This is a genomic window from Candidatus Krumholzibacteriota bacterium, assembly GCA_034520215.1.
Taxonomy (GTDB): domain Bacteria; phylum Krumholzibacteriota; class Krumholzibacteriia; order Krumholzibacteriales; family WJIX01; genus JAGHBT01.
The window spans coordinates 176715-194926 of the sequence record JAXHNR010000001.1; the positions used below are offsets into that span (position 1 = coordinate 176715).

Below are 18212 nucleotides of genomic sequence, written 5' to 3' on the forward strand. Positions count from 1 at the left end.
TTATCTTTTGAAATATCCGTATTTTTCAAGGTTCAGCGCGTATTCTTCAGCGAGAAGCCGGTTGTTTTCATCGAAGAACTTCATTAATTTCTCAAAATCCTCATCTCTGTATTTTATTGAATTTAGTGTTTTGCCAGGAATTTCTATATTGTTTAAAATTCCCAGATTATCAGCGAAGGGGATATTAATATCACCGAAGAATCTTTTCTTTAATCTGCCCAGATGGAACAACAGACTGCGCGAATCTGTTCTGTACTTGCCCATGCAGCTTTTTTTGTTTTCATTCTTAGAATTAATATAATTATAGGCCGTTTCTCGGCTCAGCCCCATGATACTTTCAAGTTTCTGAAAAAAATGAGCCGGGCTGTTTTTAAGTTCTTCGTAAACGAGAATATAAACATTATTAACGCCGAAGATTTTTTCATATTCCTTAATTACGTCATAATAGGAAAGCGCCGACAAGGTGAAACTGCGAGCTCCGTCTCGTATCAGATTATCCGTGTAAATCCTAAAATTACGCGTCTGTTTATAATTCTTGAAACAATAATTGTACATTTGCGCGTAGATAGATTTTATTAAATCCAACTGGTTTCTTATGACTATTATAATTTTCGGCTCCGGAGTAAGTTCGGAAAACAGCATGTGCGCTTTCCTGGCCGTACTCGAGGGGTCCAGGTATCTGACTAGAGGCCGCGGTTTTTCAGCGAAGAAGAGGCTGTTACTGAGTATCGATTCATTCGAATATATAATAGTATCTCTGTCGGTGCTGTCTATTTTATCCTTCAAACCTCTTTTGTGATAATCTATCTTCTTTCTGAATGAAATTTCATTTAAGTATAATAGATCATATATCCATTTTTCTTCATTTTCATAATCCCTTATGTCAAACATTTCCGGGTGTTTGGGAAAGAGGAATTTTTGCAGAGTTGTGGTGGCGGTTTTCGGATAGCCGATATGAATAAAAATTTTCCGTATCTTTGCTTTCATTTTCCTTCACCCCTGATCTTTATCAATCTATTATAGTACAAATACATATTTAAAGAAAAACTTAATATTCCCACAATTATAGTTGAATAAAACACTCCGACAAAACCGAATATATCTATAAATAAATAGTCCAGGATTACATTCGCGACTCCGAAAATAAAAGTGTTTATGGTAACTATTTTCGCCTGTCCGGATGGAACGACCAGCCCCTTCACCATAAATCTTCCGGCGAATTTAATTGGCAGGAGTATCAGCAGTAAATAGAAAATAGTTATGATTTCGTCTGTAGCGTAGTCTTTCAGAAAAGCTCTTATAAAATAGGGAAAAGCGAAATAAACCAGAAAGGCAATGAAAAAACCGGCAAGAAGGCTGAATATGAGGTATTTCTTAAATTTATTCAGGAGTTTGCCTATTTTGTTCCTGGAAAATATTACAGTTATATTCGGCGCTACTACTTGTCCTAAAATCAATGAAGAAATCAGTATAAGTGTGAAAACCTTATTGATGATTTCATAATAACCTATTTCCGCGACAAAACCGAACTGCTTCAGGATTAGGATATCCACTTTTGTGTATAGAAAAAAGGCCACATTTGCCAATCCTATTACCAGGGCGTACCCTACAATATTTTTTGTAACTTCCTTATCGATCTTAAATTCGATGTCGTCTCTAAAAATAAACAGCCCCGCCGTAAGTATAAAGAACAGGAGGTTCTGGGAAACTATAGAACCAACTAGGCCGTAGTTTCTAATCAGAAAGAAGGAAACGGGAAGGGCCAGACCTGCCGCGGAGAGGCTGATAATTGATAGTTTTTTGAAATCTTTCAGTCCTCTGTAAGCACCGTCTGCTACGGAGGATAACGGCAGGAAAAAGAAATACGGAATAAAGTAGAGGAGCAGAGAATACTCCTCGAAGATATATTTTCCGGCGAATATGATAAATAAAGAAACAAATGTCGCTATTCCCGTTATAACAACAGTTATGGAGAATAAGATCCTGTTTAGTGATTTTGATCCTTTTGCCTTATGCTGGGCGACAAACTTCGAAGTAGAAGGAGTGAAGCCGAAATCACAGACTATAATTAACAAACTGGATATGGCTATCAGATAGGTAAATAACCCGAGATTTTCAGGGTCCAGATAACGCGCGGAGATAAAAAATATCAGAAAAGTCGATCCCTGCTTGGCTCCTATCTGAAGAGACCGCCAGATAAAGTTGTGAATTGTCTCCCGGTGCTTGTTATATTTCTTAACTAACATTCAATTATCTCAGTCGGGTTTGATTTACCTGAAATTATAATTTTCAGTCCGTATCCCCAAGCGGACAGAATTCTTTTTGATTATACAGGGTAACAAAAGAATCAACGTTGGAAAAGACCCATTCTACGCCCACAACCGCGCGATTATAATATATTAACTTAAGTGATTCTTTTTTTCAATTGAAGTATACTATATCATATTTGGAAATTATACACATGATAACCCTGCGCCGCGCTGGAATTTTTAATATAGTTCTATTTATTGAATAAACCGGATATTTGTTTCCTTCTTTTCTAAATCTAAAGAAAAGATTCTGCAAATCTGATACAAACGCTTGCGATTCGCGCGATTTTTAATCATCATATACGGTGTCGCGGTGTTTTTACTTTGCTCGCGAATTGACTGATCCAAAAGCAGTTTTAATGCCGGTGTTTTCAGTTTGTTCTTTAATCTGAATCGTCAGTATTCTAGATGGAGGTTGTATTATGAGCTCCCGGTTTACGAAGATGTACGAGAACAAAAAACGTTCTACCGATGATATCCTTAAGATAGTAAATCCCGGCAGCAGAATATTTATAGGTTCCGGAGCCGCTGAGCCTCAAAAGCTTATTGGTATGCTGATTGAGAAGGGCGAATATATTCAGGATCACGAGACGATAAACTTAATCGAACTCGGAACCTCCATATACGCCGAATCTGTTATGAGTAAACCATTTAAAAAGAACGCTTTTTTCATCGGCCAGAATGTCAGGGACGCGGTAAACGAAGGAAGAGCTGAATATACTCCAATATTTCTCTCAGAACTCCCCGAACTTATCTCCTCCGGACAGATGAAAATAGATGTAGCCTTTATTCAGGTCGCCACCCCTGATAGTTACGGTTTTTGTTCACTCGGAGTTTCGGTGGATGTCGAGAAGGCGGGAGCTGAGAGCGCGGATATAGTCGTAGCGGAAGTGAACGCGAAAATGCCGAGAACGCTCGGAGACTGTTTTATCCATCTAAACGATATAGATTATGTAGTGGAGAGCGACCTGCCCCTTCCCACATTAAGAGCTCCGGAACCGGATGAGGTTGCAGTGAAGATAGGCCGTAATGTAGCGAGATTAATTGAAAACGGGGCTACTATCCAGGCGGGTATAGGCATGATCCCGAACGCTGTTCTCGGGTTTTTAGATGACAAAGAAGATCTCGGAGTCCACACGGAAATGTTTTCCGACGGTATTATTGATCTCGTCGAGAAAGGAATCATCAACAATAAAAAGAAATCTCTTCACAACGGAAAGATAATAGCCACATTCTGCATGGGCAGCCAGCGCCTGTACGATTTTGTGGATGATAATCCGCTTATTGAATTTCATCCGTGTGATTATACGAACGACCCTTTCGTAGTAGCTAAAAATAACAGGATGGTTTCGTTAAATGCCGCTATACAGATCGATATTACCGGCCAGGTCTGCGCTGATTCGATTGGAGATTATTTTTATTCGGGGATCGGCGGGCAGGTTGATTTTGTTAGAGGAGCGGCAAGGTCATCCGGCGGTAAACCTGTAATTGTGATGCCTTCAACTGCTAAGGGCGGCACTGTTTCGAGAATTGTCTCTACTCTGGACGAAGGCGCGGGGGTCGTAACTTCCCGCGGAGATGTACATTACGTGGCTACTGAATTTGGAGTTGTTAATCTACACGGGAAAAACCTCAGGGAACGGGCTCTGGCGCTTACGAGTATAGCGCATCCCGATTTCCGCGATGATCTGATCAATTACGCTAAGAAAAGAAGTATTGTTCACATGGATCAGATGCCTCTTTCAATCGCAGGCAAATATTATCCGGATAAATATGAACATACCGCGGTGTTCGGTGATACTGAAGTCTTCTTCAGACCCGTAAAACCTACTGATGAATCCCTGCAGAGAGAATTCTTTTATTCACTGAGCGATACATCCATATATTACAGGTTTTTCAATGTCGTAAAAGCGATGCCTCACGAGAGGCTTCAGCCCATGGTGAATATTGATTACCGCGAAGAAATGTCACTGGTGGCTCTGGTGGGCGAGACTGAACTTGAAGAGATGATCGGGATAGGAAGGTTTAAGGTCGATCCTTCGGATAATATGGCGGAGGTTGCCTTTGTCGTACGGGACGATTGGCAGAGAAGGGGAATAGGTTCTCATTTAATGAGTAAGCTGATAGAGATAGCCAGAGAGAAGAGAATAAAGGGATTTAAAGCGGATGTTATGGCGGAGAACAGGAAGATGCTTTCCCTGTTTCATAATTGCGGCTTTCCGGCCAAGACTAAATTAGAAGACGGAAGCTATTTTGTAGTAATAGATTTCTCGGAAGAAAAAGGAAAATAACAGAGGAAAGAGTTTTTAACGAGTGCTTTTCTTTTATAGCTAAATAGTCCGGTTGAAACAGGGCTCTGTTTATTCCCGGCTAATCGGCGGATTTAAAGCGCGGGGGTTGAAAAAGTGAATAATAAGACAAAAGGGAAAGCGGCTTTTATTTACGCCCCCGGACTTTCTGAATTTAAATTCAGCCCCGAGCACCCCTTTAAGCCCGCCAGGGTTGAAAAGGTATATGAAATGTGTAAAGGAAGAGGACTTCTTTCTGACCCTTCTGTGGCTGTTATAAAAATAGATGAGGGAAAAAGAGAGGATTTGGAAAGTTTCCATACTTCAGAGTATATCGATATTCTAGAGAGAGCGGGAAGGGGCGGGGAAGTTGACATAGATATGATTTATCATGGGGTGGGGACTATGGAAAACCCGATTTTCACCGGGTTATTCCAATTTTGTCTTCTGTCAGTCGCGGCTACTATTGAAGCGGTAGAAAAGGTGGCAGGTGGATTTGAGAGCGCGTTTAATCCCTGCGGCGGTTTTCATCACGCTCATTCGGACCGCGCCGGAGGTTTTTGTTATGTTAATGACGCTGTGATCGCGATCAAAAAATTGAAGACTCTCGGCAGGAGGGTCGCTTACGTGGACATCGACGCGCATCACGGAGACGGTGTGCAGGAAGCTTTTTACGACGATCCCGAGGTTCTTACTGTTTCCGCTCATGAATCGGGAAAAACTCTTTTCCCCTGGGGAGGCTTTGAGAAAGAGATTGGCAGGGGCAGGGGCAGGGGGTTCAATATTAATATTCCGTTGGAACTTGACACGGATGATGAAGTGTTTACCCTTCTTTTTGATAACATAGTGATGGATTCCGTAAAGAGGTTTAATCCGGATGTTATAGTTGGACAGTTTGGAACAGATGCTTCGGCGACCGATCCGCTGACTCATCTGAAAATGACCAACAACGGTTATATTGAATCGATTAAGCTTTTACATAAAAAATTTCCTAATATAGTTGCTCTGGGAGGCGGAGGGTATAATATGAAGGATGTTGTAAACGGATGGACTCTGTTATGGAGTGAACTCTCGGGGCTCAAGCAGAACAGCGGATATGGAGGAGCGATTGGAGGAGTTCTGATGGGTGACAGCTCAATACAGGGTTCTGATTTAAGAGATATGCGGTCCTATGTTTCAGGGCCCGCGAAGGAAGATCTTATTGAAGGTGCTGAAAAACTGATTTCTAATTATAATAAAAATATACAACCGTTTCTTTAACCCGGGAGTTGAGAGCAGTTGTTTGAAAAGAATATAAAGATAGTTGAAGCAAAGATCAGCGCGCTGTTGGGCGCTTTAAGAGAAGCCGGAAGTGCTGAAGATATTGAAATAGAGCTTGTCAGGGGGATTGATGCTGTTCATTACAGCAAGTTCGACACAGAAGATGAATACCTTGAATTCTTAGAGAATATCGTCCGGATCTCCAGACCCGTTAAGCTTGAAAGCAATTGGGAAGAAGCCTGGGGAAATCTTTTTTCGCAGTTTATACATTCCGTGAAAGTCTCAAAGCGCGGCACTGAGATTATCATCTCCAGATTGTTCGGAAAGGGTTCTCTGCCTGAAGAAGCCCGAAGTGAGAAGGTTTTGTGTATCAATCCGGGGTCTACCTCAACGAAAGTGGCTATTTACGACGGACTGAAATTAACACTGGAAGAGGAAGTTCACCTGCCGCCCGAGTACGATGACAGTGTTGAAACCCGGGCTGAGATGATTGAAAAATGGCTGGAAAAATACGGCGTCGGAAAAGGTGATCTTCAGGGAATTGCCTGCCGCGGGGGCTTTGTAAATGGAGTATCCACTGGTACTTATCATGTTTGCTCTGAAATGGTTAGAGATGTACAGAATCCTATTATTGATCACGCGTCTAATATGGGTATTCAAATCGGAATGAAGCTGAGAGAGGATTTTGGTGATCCGGAAAATCTGATTGTAACTATGACTGATCCAGTGGCTTCAGACGAGATGGATGTCGCGTCAAGACTTACGGGCATTCAGAAATTGCTCAGGGACGGCAGGGGGGCTCATTACCTCAATCAAAGAGCCGTACACAGATTGGCAACATCAATTCTGGGTATACCTGAAGATGAAGTTTCCACTATCGGCGCTCATGTCGGCGGCGGCATATCTATAGTGAGGCACGAAGAGGGGAAAATAGTTGATTTGGTCAACGCCTTCTCGGGAATACCAAGCGCCAACCGGTGCGGTAATATACCCCTGGATGTAATGCTCCGTTCGATCGATGAGGGGAAAATGAGCCTTCAGGAACTCAGGAAGTATCTCTTCGGAGCCGGAGGAATGCTTGATTTAACCGGAACAAATGATTTTCGGGCCCTTCTGCATTTCAAGGAATCGGGAGCCATAAGCGCTCAGCGTGAAAAGATAGAGATGGTAATTGATTTTATGGCCGGGAATGTCGCGGGAGCGGTGATGAAACTGGCGGCGGTCAAAAAGAGAATTGCGATGGTGATATTAACCGGAGGACTTTCTAAAAGCCATGAATTCACCGGGAAGATTAAAGACAGACTTTTTCCCTATTTCCCGGTTGGAATAATCCGCGGGTCCATAGAACACGAATCCCTTGTAGCGGGTCATCTGAGGGCGAGATTTAACCCTTCGGCTGTAAAGGATTATGTTGGAGAAAGGAAACGGCTTAAGGAAAAAAGGAAAAGGGAGAATATTCTCCTGACCACAGAGATATTCTCCGATCCGCAACTGCGCAAGAAAGAAGATGAACCTGTGACCAGCTTGGATGAAGTGATATATATGGCGAGGTCGATTGTTGCCAAGAAGAGAGCGCCGGTAATTGCGATCGTTGGGGCGGAGAACGAAGATGCCGTCGCCGCGGCTAAACAGGCGAATGAGGACGGCCGTTATCCGATAGCGAAATTCCTTCTTGTCGGTGATTATTACGAGATCAACAAACTCGCCTGGCAGTATGACATCAAAGTAGACGGCGACAATTACACGATTATAGATTCAGATGAGCCGGTGGAAAAGGCCGTATTACTACTCGATTCAGGTGAAGTTGATTTCCTCATGAAAGGCGGAATTAAGACAGCGGATATCATGAAAGGAACCCTAAAGTATCTCAAAGAAAGCGGCAGAATGAGAAAGAACAGCATATACAGTCATGTAGGTGTTTTTCAGATCCCGAACTATCCGAAGCTTCTCTTCGTATCAGACGCGGCTCTCATTCCTAATCCCAACCGAAAGATCAAGAAGAAAATACTAGAGAACGCAGTTTATGTGGCAAAACAGCTCAATGTGATAAATCCGCGTGTTGCCATTATATCCGCCGTCGAGACGATGAACCCGAGTGTTGAATCATCTATGCTTGCCGGAGAACTCGCGAAGGAGTATTCCGGCAGAGAGGACTGTATTGTAGAGGGGCCTCTTTCATTGGATATTGCCATGGATCCCCATAGCGCCCGGGAAAAAAACTACCGCGGCAGGATCATGGGCAACGCTGACATCCTTATTATGCCGGATATTGAAGCGGGAAATGTTGTCTATAAATCTCTCACAGTTTCATCAGGCGCCTATCTTGCCGGTGTTATAATAGGCGGCGGTATCCCGATAGTATTAACCTCCAGAGGTGATTCCGCGCGTTCAAAACTTGCCTCAATATGCCTTGCCTCAATCTTGGCTATGAAACAGGGGGATATTGCAAAGAAGTAACCGGAGATTGGTTAAGATAGGTAACGTATACAAATTTCTGTCGAAAACTAATTAGCCGTTCCGCTCTCTCTATAAGCACGATTTATTGAGTTCAAATTGAGAAAATAGGCTGAATCCGCGGCATTCTATCTCCCATATTTCGGCAAACAGCAAATAAACAGGTTATTGTCTGTAAAGAAATAATAAGTGAATGTACCTAAAAGACATTAGGGCTGTTATAGTTGCACGATTCTTGCGTAAAAATGATTCTAAATTGTCATGCGACGCAGCAGGTCTGCCGATAAATTGCTTTTCAAATAAGCACGCCTGATTTATAATTTCATCGCTTGGAGATTACTGAATGTTTAAGGAAAAAATCAAACCACTCTTTTTATTCGTATTGATCTGCGGGTTGACGCTGGGCTGCAGTCTGGAAGAGCCTGTTCTTCCGAGCTGGGTAGTTCCCGTTACAGTACCTCTTTCCAAAGACACACTGCTTTTTCAGGATGAAATCGCAGACGGCAGCACTATAGTTAATATCGGAGATACTCTCTTTATCAATATTGACAAAGAATTTAAATCCGAAAGCGTAACAGAAGATGATCTAACGCTAACGGGAAGAGATACCTCTATTTCAGTTATGATTGAAGCGATATCGCTTGATTCTATAGGAACTCAATCTGCTGATTTAATCGAGATGGCGGATATACTGCCCACTTTTTCTTCATATGTCGGACAGACTGTCACGGTTCCGGAAACCACTGTCACTTCCGATCCGATAATGGCAGGGTCGGATGACTTCAGTTCAGCTGTTATCAATCATTGCAATATAAGAATATGTGTTTATAACGATATGCCTTTTACAATAGGCCCTAACAGTTATTCTCCGGATGGTATGGGGATACAGGTTTCAGATTCCACGGGCACGTTTGTTTCTGCGGTAAATTTAGAAGATGACATCGAGCCGGGAGGCGTAGCTTGTGTTGAAGAGTTGATAACTCCGGGTGATTCCTGGATTCGCGCCCCGTTATGGCTTGAATATTCTATTCCCGTCTCCAGGGACACAACATTTTATCTAACACAGGATATCCTGGATAGTTCAAGTTGCCGGCTGGAAGTAACTCTTCTGGATTTGGATGTTAAAGAGATAATTGGAAAAGTACCTTCACAGATTGTAACAAGAGAATATAGTCTGGCCATAGGTGAGGGGGACCGGATTATTGAAGGGAATATATCCTCCGGGGCAATGAGTTTCGATTTTATCAATCAAGTTCCCCTTGGCGCCGATCTGGATATGACCCTGCCCGATCTGGAAACGCCGGAGAATACATCTTACAGCAAAAGCTTTGTTCTTGGTCCTGATGGAACAGATTCGTCAGCTGAGAACCTCAGCGGGTACAGGATATTAAATTCTGAATCCCCGGGAATTCCTCTCGATTCGCTGAAAATTGAATTTGAAATTGTAACCGAAGAAAGCAGCGGCTTTGTGCATTTAAGAGATACTGACAATGTGTCTGTCTCGGTCCACACCGATCAGTTTAAATTCTCCAGTCTGGAAGGGGATCTTTCGGAGGATTTATTTGAAATCGGGCCGTTTGAAGAGAATGACGTAGCCGACTACCAGGATATTTCCGGAAGTTTTAATTTCCAGCAGGCTTTGCTGCGGATAAGATTTTACAACGATTTGAATATAGAGAACCTCGACCTTAATCTCAGGATAACGGGGTATCATAATGAAATTGATGAGGGTATAACCGATTCAGCCAGTGTGGTAATAAACAGGCCCTTAGAGATTGGTGATAATACATTTTCCATTTCCGATCAGTCGGTTGTTGATCTTCTGAATATTTATCCGACAGATATTATCTACTCGGGTGAACTTGTCTATTCAGGATATTCATCGGTGAGCGTTGGAGACCAGATCAGCGGTGATTATTCATTTTCCACCCCCTTTGAAATTGAGATAGTCGATCCGGATCCCGTTGAATTTGATTCCGACACTCTCTCTATAGATGATATCGGAGAAACCTTTAGAGATGCCGCGGGGGATGAAATTCAGTCCGCTGTGTTAAAAGCGTGTATTGAGAACCGCAGTTTCTTAGGCGGCACGGTACGTTTCTTCGTAAGCCGTGATATATCTGCAACCGAAGAGGAATTTTATGATACGACAAATTATTCCGTCGATAGTCTCGGGTTTACCAAGCCGATTGTTTTTGACGCCGCTACGGCTAATCCTGTAAATGGCTTTGTGGAGAACCCCGTTGTTTCAGATGTTGTTTTCTCCTTAAACAGTAACGAACTTTCAGTTTTTAAAGATCCCCCGGTAAGGACGGGATTTCAACTTAGTCTGGAAAATACTCAGGGACGAGTGATTGTTCGCGGAAGTGATTTTATTAGATTATCAGGAGAAGTAGAGTTTGAATTCCTGATTCACGATGACGAGGAATAAACTAATATGAAAAATACAAACAGGTTGGTTATCATTTTTCTGGTTCTTGTTATGCTGGTTCTTCCGGTGTTTCAAGTTGAAGCGCAGGATATGATAGATGCCCGGACTCTGGCTCTGGGAGGCAGTAATATCGCAACGGCAGAAGGTCTCGAGTATCTCGGAGGCAATCCGGCGACACTTGCCGCGCCTAAGGATTTCGGCTTTGAATTCCTGCTGTTCTCATCGAGATTAAAGATGAGCAATAACAGTTTCTCGCTAAAGGAGTATGATGATTACTTCACTTCCGGAGACACACTCACAAACAAAGACATAGATAATCTACTCGAAGATCTGCCGGAGAGCGGTCTGAGACTTGATGGATTGGTCGGAGTAAGGGCTCTTTCATTCTGCTTCCATTCATTCGGCTTTGGAGTAACAGGAACGGGAAACGGTCATGTGATCATACCGAAGGAAGCCGTTGAATTTCCTTTTTACGGCAATAGCGGGATTAAGAATTTACGTTTTGACGATCTTGACGGAGAGGGATGGGGAGGCGTGGCCTTTGACTTTGGTTACGGGAGAAAAATTATAGAAGAAAAAGAAGGTGAGTCACGATTCTTATCTGCGGGAGTTAATCTGAAATATATTTTAGGATTGGCTTACGGAGGTTTGATTGACGCGGACGGGGGTCTTCAGACAACTGATGAGTATATATACGCCGATGGAGAAATGAGTTATAGAACCAGCATGGGAGGCAGGGGTTTCGCGGCAGACATGGGGTTTCTCGCGAAAATCAGAAAGAACTGGACGGTTTCACTCCATTTCAACAACCTTATAGGCGGCATTGGATGGGATAAAGATAATGAAATAAGCGTTTATGAATTTCAATCCGACACTTTGAGAATAGGCGACAGCGGCGATACCGAAATCACAGATACCGACACTACTTACTCCACGGGTAATTTTTCAACATCTCTGCCGCGCACTTTGAATATGGCCGCTTCTTTCAACGCGCGTGATAATCTGGTTCTGACAGCCGCTTGGCGGCAGGGGTTGGATCATTCAATGGGCAATACAATTAAGCCGCGTGTTTCCGTGGGCGCTGAATATTCACGCCTTTCTTATCTTCCTCTAAGAGCGGCTTTCGCGTTCGGCGGAAGGGAAACATTTGCCGTTGGTATGGGGTTGGGGATTAATATTAAATACTGGCGGCTTGATATTGGATATCTGAATCACACTTTTAACTGGTTCAGGAGCGCTAAAAGTGTTGACCTTGCCGTGACCAGCAATTTGAGATTTTAATCGAATCAGAGCTCTTAAAGAACGTCTTCTTATCCATCTTTTCACACCGGGCAAAAAGATAGAATAATGAAACTTTGGTAATTGTAAAATGTAATCTCCCGCTTATTAAACTGTAAGCCGGCCCCGGGAATGGGGTCCTCGCTAATTCTCACTAAGGACGTGCTCGTCATATTCGATTTCGAACCTGAGCTTGTGTTTTGCCTCTTCCTGCGCCAGGCCCATCAGAAGTTTCTTCAATTCGGGGTTGTCAGCCGCCTCTGCCAGTTCCCGGTACATTCTGTAGGACGCCTTCTCCGATTTCATGGCGATTATAAGAGCCTGCGAGTAATCGAGGTCCTTGTTTGGTTCTATATCCTCTGTATATTCAGCTATCTTAAGGTCCATCACTTTTTTGCTGACAGGGGCAAGCATTTCGCCCTTTTTGATCTTCAGCAGTTTTTCTTTGTGTCCCTTTTCCTCTTCTGCGAATTCCAGGAACGCTCTTTTCATGCTTTCCCTTTTCACCTTGCCAGCCAGATGGGTATAGAAATCACTGGCTCTTTCCTCGGATTTTATCGCGAAATCAAGAATCTCCTCAACGCTTCCAAACCCCATAATCTATCCTTTCTGTTATTTTGAAAAAACGAATAAGATTTTTTTCTCTGTTTATAGATTCAGGGCCCCATATTCATCAGACGTTCTCCCCTGAGAAAATCGTCCGAATCGATATCCGCGCCCCTCTCCAGTTGTTCGTACTCCACCTCGAGAAGCGCGAGATGACTGTGCTCCATTTTTGCCATATATAAGAGAAGAGATTTGCTGTTGGGGTTATTCGTCCTCTTCGCGAGGTCGTTATAATAACCTCCAGCCATTTTTTCGGCATCCATAGCTACTTTGAGGAGGTCTTTCAGAGAGGGCGATTCGGACATAATATCATCGACAAGGGGTACGGGAGAATTAGACGGGCTTTTCAGTTCTACATCCGGAAACATTTTTTCGTAGGCCTCTTTGAGGATCTCCTCGTGCTTGTTCTCCTGAGACATCAGAAAATCGAATTTATCTTTGAGGGTCGAGTTTTTGGTAATTTTCTTCATTTCATTATACAGTTTCGCCGCTTCTATCTCCGATTTAATGGCAATACTGAAAATCTCCAGTGTCGTATAATCCCTTTTTTCGTTCATACCGCCTACCTTTCATTAAAAAAACTTCACCTCACTGCCGGGAGAGCTTGAGCATCTTTTTTTTAATTTCTCTGATTCCTTAAACCATGGCAATTTTAACACAAAATACATTTCGCGCAAGTCTAAAAATATCAATCAGCCGCAAACTTTACGAATTAATTAATCTCCTGATGGGTAATAAAAATCGGGAAACCCCAGAAATATTATTGCTTGAGTAAAATATTATTTAAGGTGTAATATACTTAATATTAAGCGCAGCTCGGTTACCCCAATAAAAAGGAGATTGTTATGGAAAGGCAAATCACTAAAATGGGCGGGAATCCCGTAACACTTATTGGTCCGGAGCTTAAAGTTGCCTCGAGCGCCCCTGACTTTACCGTTCTTGATAATAGCCTAAAGCAGAAATCGCTGAAGGATTATGAGGGAAAAATAAAGTTGATCAGTGTTGTTCCTTCTCTTGATACAAAGGTCTGCGATACACAGACCAGACGGTTTAATGAATTGGCATCGGATTTATCCGACGAAGTTGTGGTTTTGACAATAAGTATGGATCTTCCTTTCGCGCAGGGAAGGTGGTGCGGAGCGGCAGGAGTTGACAGGGTCATAACCCTCTCAGACCATAGAGAAGCTTCTTTCGGAACTAATTACGGACTTCTTATCAAGGAGTTTAGGCTCCTCAACAGGGCGGTTATAATAATAGACTCGCTGAATGTTATTCGATACATTGAGATAGTCAAAGAAAACCACGAACTGCCGGATTATGAAAAGGCCTTAGGGGCGCTGAAGAAGATTCAAAGTTAAGAAACCGGTTAATTTAACTGTCGGCAAATACATATATTTAATTAAGGAAATTATTCGAGGGGTCTGATTTTCTAACTTTGTTATTAAGGAAAGGAGAAAATATGCCGAAATGGTTTGTTTTATTTGCCTCTTTCCTGCTTATCGCTGCCGCCGGCCAGTCCGCTGAACCCTGGAATCTCTCCGCAGATGCTAACCTTACCTTCACCGAGAACTCATACAGCGACAACTGGGTCGGCGGCGAAGCGGGAGCGCTAAGCTGGCTTTTTTCTTCTAACTCGCTTGCAGAGAAGCAGCTTCACCCGAAGGTTAACACGAGAAACACCCTCAAGCTATTTTTCGGACAGACACACAGCCAGGAAGTTGAAAATAACCAGTGGAGAAAACCTGTTGTTTCGAACGATATTATAGATTTTGAAACTCTCTTGCGCTTTACGCTTGAAAGCTGGGTTGAACCTTTCGTCAGCGGCAGGATAGAGACTCAGTTTCTGGATGCCAGAGATCCTCGGGAGAACCTTTATGTAAACCCCGTGACATTTACCGAGAGCGCCGGTGTTTCCAAAGTTTTGGTAAAAGATGAAAAAACTGAATGGATGGCGAGGGTTGGCGCCGGCGCGCGTCAGTATCTCGACAAGGGAAATACGACGGAGAAGGATGGCGGTCTCACTTTTGATTCTGAATTCAAAACAAAGATAGCCGACGATCAGATTTCGGTTGAAAGCAAGCTGACTGTTTTTAAAGCCCTTGTTTACTCAAATGAGGATGAAGCGCCAAACGACTACTGGAAATGTTCCGATGTTAAGTGGGAGACTATACTCACTGCGGGTATAACGAAGTATCTTATGGTTAATTTATACTTCCAGCTTCTCTATGACAAGCAGATCGATCTCGGCGGCAGGTTTAAGCAGTCACTGTCTCTGGGGCTGACATACAAACTTATATAAAAGATAACAGGGCCGAAGAGATTAGATAAGGGGGATAACTGCTTGGAGATTGTGTCATTCTTTTTGGATAGTTCGCGAATAAGTGTTGATGAAATAATCCGAGGAGGATTATAATCAATTTAGCAGGTTTTGACAGGTTGAACGGGTAATTATTATATGATTTGAAAGGGGGAATGTATGCCTGAAGAGTTTAAAGCGGGTTGTGCCAGGCCCACTGGCGGCCCTGTTGACGAGGGGGATGCTCCTCGCGAAGAAGTGAAAGATGAATTTAAAGAGTATTCGAAGGAGGCTGATATGATAAAGGTAGGACAAAAAGCGCCCGATTTTACTGCTCCCGCATATTATAAGGGAAAGTTTGTAAATGTGAAATTGTCGGAATATTTGGGTAAGTGGGTTCTTCTGTGCTTTTATCCCGGCGATTTTACTTTCGTTTGAGCGACCGAAGTCTCGGCAGTTGCCGACAGGTTTAAAGAATTACAGAAGCTTGGTGTTGAAGTGCTGTCTATGAGTGTTGACAGCGTTTTTGTTCACAAGATGTGGAATGACAACGAACTTTCCAAAATGGTAGATGGGGGCATTCCGTATCCGATGCTCTCCGACGCCGGAGGTAAAGTGGGAAGTATTTACGGAATATATGATGAAGGAGGAGGGGTTGAGACGAGGGGAAGATTTATAATTGATCCCGACGGAATTATTCAGGGGTATGAAGTACTGACGCCTCCCGTGGGAAGGAATGTTAATGAAACTTTAAGACAGATCCAGGCGTTTCAGCTCGTAAGGGAAAGCAAAGGCGGAAAGGCGACCCCTTCAGGATGGATGCCCGGTAAGAAGATTCTTGAGCCGGGGCCCGATCTTGTGGGTAATGTGTGGAAGGTGTGGAAGACAGATATGGCCAGGGACTAATCAGTAAGATCCAATACTCCGGTGCCGCCTTTTAAGGCGGCACCGATTCCTTATATTAAAATTTTTAAATAGTGCTTACTAGAGGAGTATTGCTATGTCTGAGTTGTCAAGCGGTGAAGAGAACCGGAGTTTCCCCAATTTTTATAACCTATAAGGCAGTCGATGATTTGTAACAGTATGCGGCTGATTGATATTTTCAAAATCGTGGTCAATTCCCCCGGCGAGGGAATTGTACGCTCTGCGCCTCGGTCTCGCTCTTTCTGCCCCTTCGGGCCAGAAATCCTTGCCCGCTCGCCACTCGGCGAGGGTTTTGAAAATATCAATCAGCCGCACTCATCAGCAATGAAAGCCCTATTCCACTTACCAATCCTGATAACTGATTGTATCTCGCAATGTTATTACAATACTTGCCGAATTTTCAGAGGGAACTCCAAGTGAAGAGAACCGGATTCCGGAATATCTGCGAGAGGGTGTAATAATTTCCTTTATAATGAGCGCGTACGCTCCCCTCTGCCGCTAGAGGATTTCTCCGGTCGAGCAGAGTGGAGAAGAGCGGAAGTAAATTTTTGTCTATAAAACGATTCAGCTTATCTCGATGTTCAGGTTTCAGCCCTGCTGCTTTTCATTGTAAATATGAACGTCCTGCTGGGGATATGGTATGCTGATTCCAGATTCATCGAAAGCGAGTTTTACTTTTTCATGCATGTCGAAATAGATATTCCAGTAGTTCTCCGTATTACACCAGGGGCGCACAAAGAAGTTAACCGAGCTGTCTCCGTGTTCGGAAACAACGATCATCGGAGCGGGGTCGGTTAGAATTCTATCATCCTCGTCAACGATTTTCTTCAGAATATTCTTAGCTTTACCGATATCATCATCGTATCCTATTGAAAATGTCATGTCTATCCTGCGTGTAGGCTCTTTTGTATAATTGGTAATACTTGCGCTGGAGACCTCGCCGTTCGGAATAATGATGGTTTTGTTGTCGAAAGTTTTTAAAATCGTGTGGAAAATACTTATCTCTGCCGCCTTTCCGGTATATCCCTGAGTCTCGATTACATCTCCCACTTTGAAGGGTTTGAAGAGAAGAATCATGACACCGCCGGCGATGTTTGAAAGACTCCCCTGAAGGGCGAACCCTACCGCGAGTCCGGCTGCTCCCAGAATTGCGATAAATGACGTAGTCTTTACTCCCACCATCGATATTACGCTTATAAAGAGCATCGTTTTAAGCGCTATCGACACGAAGCGTACCAGAAATATCTGAAGGGACTTATCGTACTCGTGTTTTCCCATGACCTTGCCCATCAGCTTGGTCAATACTCTGATAATCCATAATCCGATTATCAACACAATGATGGCAAGGATAAGCTTAGGCCCGTAGGACATCAACAATTCAGCGCCCTTTTCCAGATATACGGACGAAGATTCCATTACCGCCTCCTTATTTTTTAAATTGCTTAAGCCCCACTTTTTTCTTATAACTGTAAAGCATTTTACCTAAATTGATCAATTATAGTCAAGGGTGGAGTTTCCCCAATTTTTATAACCTATAAGGTAGTCGATGATTTGTAACAGTATGCGGCTGATTGATATTTTCAAAATCGTGGTCGATTTCCCCGGCGAGGTAATCGCACGCTCTGCGCCTCGGGTTCGCTCTTTCTGCCCCTTCGGGCCAGAAATCCTTGCCCGCTCGCCACTCGGCGAGGGTTTTGAAAATATCAATCAGCCGCCTTAAATAACGTTGATGGACTTATTACAGTTGTTTTTCCCTGTAACTGATTCTCAATCCATAATTTAGTAGATTCATTGTTAAATTTTTGGGAAAAGTCCTATTATAATATTTTGGGCTTGACACCAAAGAGGTAAACAGGTATCATAATACCTAAATATAGTTTCTCCTTAGAAGGGATAAAATGAATAGTCTGATAGATATATCTGGAGGCGCTTTTCTGGCGTTACACAGTCTGGCTTTAATGGCGGCGCGAGAACCCGAAAAAATAAATTTAAAAACGATCTCGGACCGTCTTGATGTTTCAGAAGCTCATCTTGCCAAGGTAATGCAGAGATTAAGCAAAGCGGGATTTGTAAGTTCTTACAGGGGGCCTGCCGGGGGTTTCACACTTAATAAGCCAACAGACGAAATCAGTCTGCTTGATATTTATGAGTGTATAGAAGGAAAAGTAGAACTCGGTGATTGTCCTCTGGGGAGGGGAAAATGTATTTTTAAGAGGTGCATTTTCAGTGATTCCTTAAGCAGAATTTCAAAAGAAATCTATAATACTTTACGCAGGTTGAAACTTGCGAATTTCTCGGACAAATTGGAGTGATAAAAGGTGGAATTAAGATCGAATAAAAGGCCGGTCGAAAAGGATATAAATTAT

At 43.1% G+C, this 18212-nt stretch carries 14 protein-coding genes; 9 read left to right on the forward strand and 5 right to left on the reverse strand.

Going from position 1 to position 18212, the window contains the following annotated elements; translation table 11 throughout:
- A complete protein-coding gene (locus U5O15_00790; GenBank protein ID MDZ7859200.1) occupies positions 1-987 on the reverse strand; it encodes a sulfotransferase domain-containing protein in 987 nt (328 codons plus the stop codon).
- The gene (locus tag U5O15_00795) at positions 984-2246 is read right to left on the reverse strand and encodes an oligosaccharide flippase family protein (protein MDZ7859201.1); all 1263 of its coding nucleotides are present in this window, start codon (positions 2244-2246) and stop codon (positions 984-986) included. Before U5O15_00795 ends, U5O15_00790 begins: the two co-directional genes overlap by 4 nt.
- A gap of 485 nt (positions 2247-2731) precedes the next feature.
- Here U5O15_00795 and U5O15_00800 point away from each other — a divergent pair, with 485 nt between their 5' ends.
- From U5O15_00800 to U5O15_00820, 5 genes are all read left to right on the forward strand, one after another.
- A complete protein-coding gene (locus tag U5O15_00800) occupies positions 2732-4600 on the forward strand; it encodes a GNAT family N-acetyltransferase (GenBank protein ID MDZ7859202.1) in 1869 nt (622 codons plus the stop codon).
- Between the two features lie 114 nt (positions 4601-4714).
- Entirely contained in the window at positions 4715-5857 is a 1143-nt protein-coding gene (locus tag U5O15_00805; GenBank protein ID MDZ7859203.1) for an acetoin utilization protein AcuC, read from the forward strand.
- Between the two features lie 18 nt (positions 5858-5875).
- Positions 5876-8314 carry a butyrate kinase gene (locus U5O15_00810; protein MDZ7859204.1) on the forward strand — a complete coding sequence of 813 codons (2439 nt, stop codon included), beginning with the start codon at positions 5876-5878 and terminating at the stop codon, positions 8312-8314.
- A gap of 340 nt (positions 8315-8654) precedes the next feature.
- On the forward strand, positions 8655-10742 hold the full coding sequence (locus tag U5O15_00815; GenBank protein MDZ7859205.1) for a hypothetical protein: 2088 nt from the start codon (positions 8655-8657) through the stop codon (positions 10740-10742).
- A 6-nt stretch (positions 10743-10748) separates the two neighbouring features.
- Complete coding sequence (locus U5O15_00820; GenBank protein ID MDZ7859206.1) at positions 10749-12023, forward strand: DUF5723 family protein; 1275 nt, start codon at positions 10749-10751, stop codon at positions 12021-12023.
- 141 nt (positions 12024-12164) lie between these two features.
- Here U5O15_00820 and U5O15_00825 read toward each other — a convergent pair whose 3' ends face one another.
- Both U5O15_00825 and U5O15_00830 read right to left on the reverse strand, forming a co-directional pair.
- On the reverse strand, positions 12165-12617 hold the full coding sequence (locus U5O15_00825) for a ferritin family protein (protein ID MDZ7859207.1): 453 nt from the start codon (positions 12615-12617) through the stop codon (positions 12165-12167).
- A 59-nt stretch (positions 12618-12676) separates the two neighbouring features.
- A complete protein-coding gene (locus U5O15_00830) occupies positions 12677-13183 on the reverse strand; it encodes a ferritin family protein (protein MDZ7859208.1) in 507 nt (168 codons plus the stop codon).
- Between the two features lie 288 nt (positions 13184-13471).
- On the opposite strand from U5O15_00830, the gene tpx reads away from it, so the two are divergent.
- The 3 genes from tpx to prxU all read left to right on the forward strand — a co-directional run bounded on the left by tpx (position 13472) and on the right by prxU (position 15828).
- Positions 13472-13984, forward strand: a complete 513-nt coding sequence (tpx, locus tag U5O15_00835; protein MDZ7859209.1) for a thiol peroxidase — start codon at positions 13472-13474, stop codon at positions 13982-13984.
- 101 nt (positions 13985-14085) lie between these two features.
- Complete coding sequence (locus tag U5O15_00840) at positions 14086-14925, forward strand: DUF3078 domain-containing protein (protein ID MDZ7859210.1); 840 nt, start codon at positions 14086-14088, stop codon at positions 14923-14925.
- 177 nt (positions 14926-15102) lie between these two features.
- Positions 15103-15828 (forward strand): thioredoxin-dependent peroxiredoxin, encoded by a 726-nt coding sequence (gene prxU / locus U5O15_00845; GenBank protein ID MDZ7859211.1) that lies wholly within the window; start codon positions 15103-15105, stop codon positions 15826-15828.
- Positions 15829-16434: 606 nt separating this feature from the next.
- On the opposite strand, the gene U5O15_00850 is transcribed toward prxU, so the two are convergent.
- Positions 16435-17262 (reverse strand): mechanosensitive ion channel, encoded by an 828-nt coding sequence (locus U5O15_00850; GenBank protein ID MDZ7859212.1) that lies wholly within the window; start codon positions 17260-17262, stop codon positions 16435-16437.
- A gap of 482 nt (positions 17263-17744) precedes the next feature.
- Here U5O15_00850 and U5O15_00855 point away from each other — a divergent pair, with 482 nt between their 5' ends.
- Positions 17745-18158, forward strand: coding sequence for an Rrf2 family transcriptional regulator (locus U5O15_00855; protein MDZ7859213.1), 414 nt, complete (start codon positions 17745-17747; stop codon positions 18156-18158).
- Positions 18159-18212: the final 54 nt, after the last annotated feature.

Excerpts from the sequence above, each read along its gene's own strand:
- U5O15_00840 (MDZ7859210.1), top strand. The coding sequence starts at position 14,086 with ATGCCGAAATGGTTTGTTTTATTTGCCTCTTTCCTGCTTATCGCTGCC.
- U5O15_00850 (MDZ7859212.1), bottom strand. The coding sequence starts at position 17,262 with ATGGAATCTTCGTCCGTATATCTGGAAAAGGGCGCTGAATTGTTGATG.
- U5O15_00820 (MDZ7859206.1), top strand. The coding sequence starts at position 10,749 with ATGAAAAATACAAACAGGTTGGTTATCATTTTTCTGGTTCTTGTTATG.
- U5O15_00795 (MDZ7859201.1), bottom strand. The coding sequence starts at position 2,246 with ATGTTAGTTAAGAAATATAACAAGCACCGGGAGACAATTCACAACTTT.
- U5O15_00815 (MDZ7859205.1), top strand. The coding sequence starts at position 8,655 with ATGTTTAAGGAAAAAATCAAACCACTCTTTTTATTCGTATTGATCTGC.
- U5O15_00800 (MDZ7859202.1), top strand. The coding sequence starts at position 2,732 with ATGAGCTCCCGGTTTACGAAGATGTACGAGAACAAAAAACGTTCTACC.
- U5O15_00855 (MDZ7859213.1), top strand. The coding sequence starts at position 17,745 with ATGAATAGTCTGATAGATATATCTGGAGGCGCTTTTCTGGCGTTACAC.
- U5O15_00825 (MDZ7859207.1), bottom strand. The coding sequence starts at position 12,617 with ATGGGGTTTGGAAGCGTTGAGGAGATTCTTGATTTCGCGATAAAATCC.
- U5O15_00830 (MDZ7859208.1), bottom strand. The coding sequence starts at position 13,183 with ATGAACGAAAAAAGGGATTATACGACACTGGAGATTTTCAGTATTGCC.
- tpx (MDZ7859209.1), top strand. The coding sequence starts at position 13,472 with ATGGAAAGGCAAATCACTAAAATGGGCGGGAATCCCGTAACACTTATT.
- U5O15_00790 (MDZ7859200.1), bottom strand. The coding sequence starts at position 987 with ATGAAAGCAAAGATACGGAAAATTTTTATTCATATCGGCTATCCGAAA.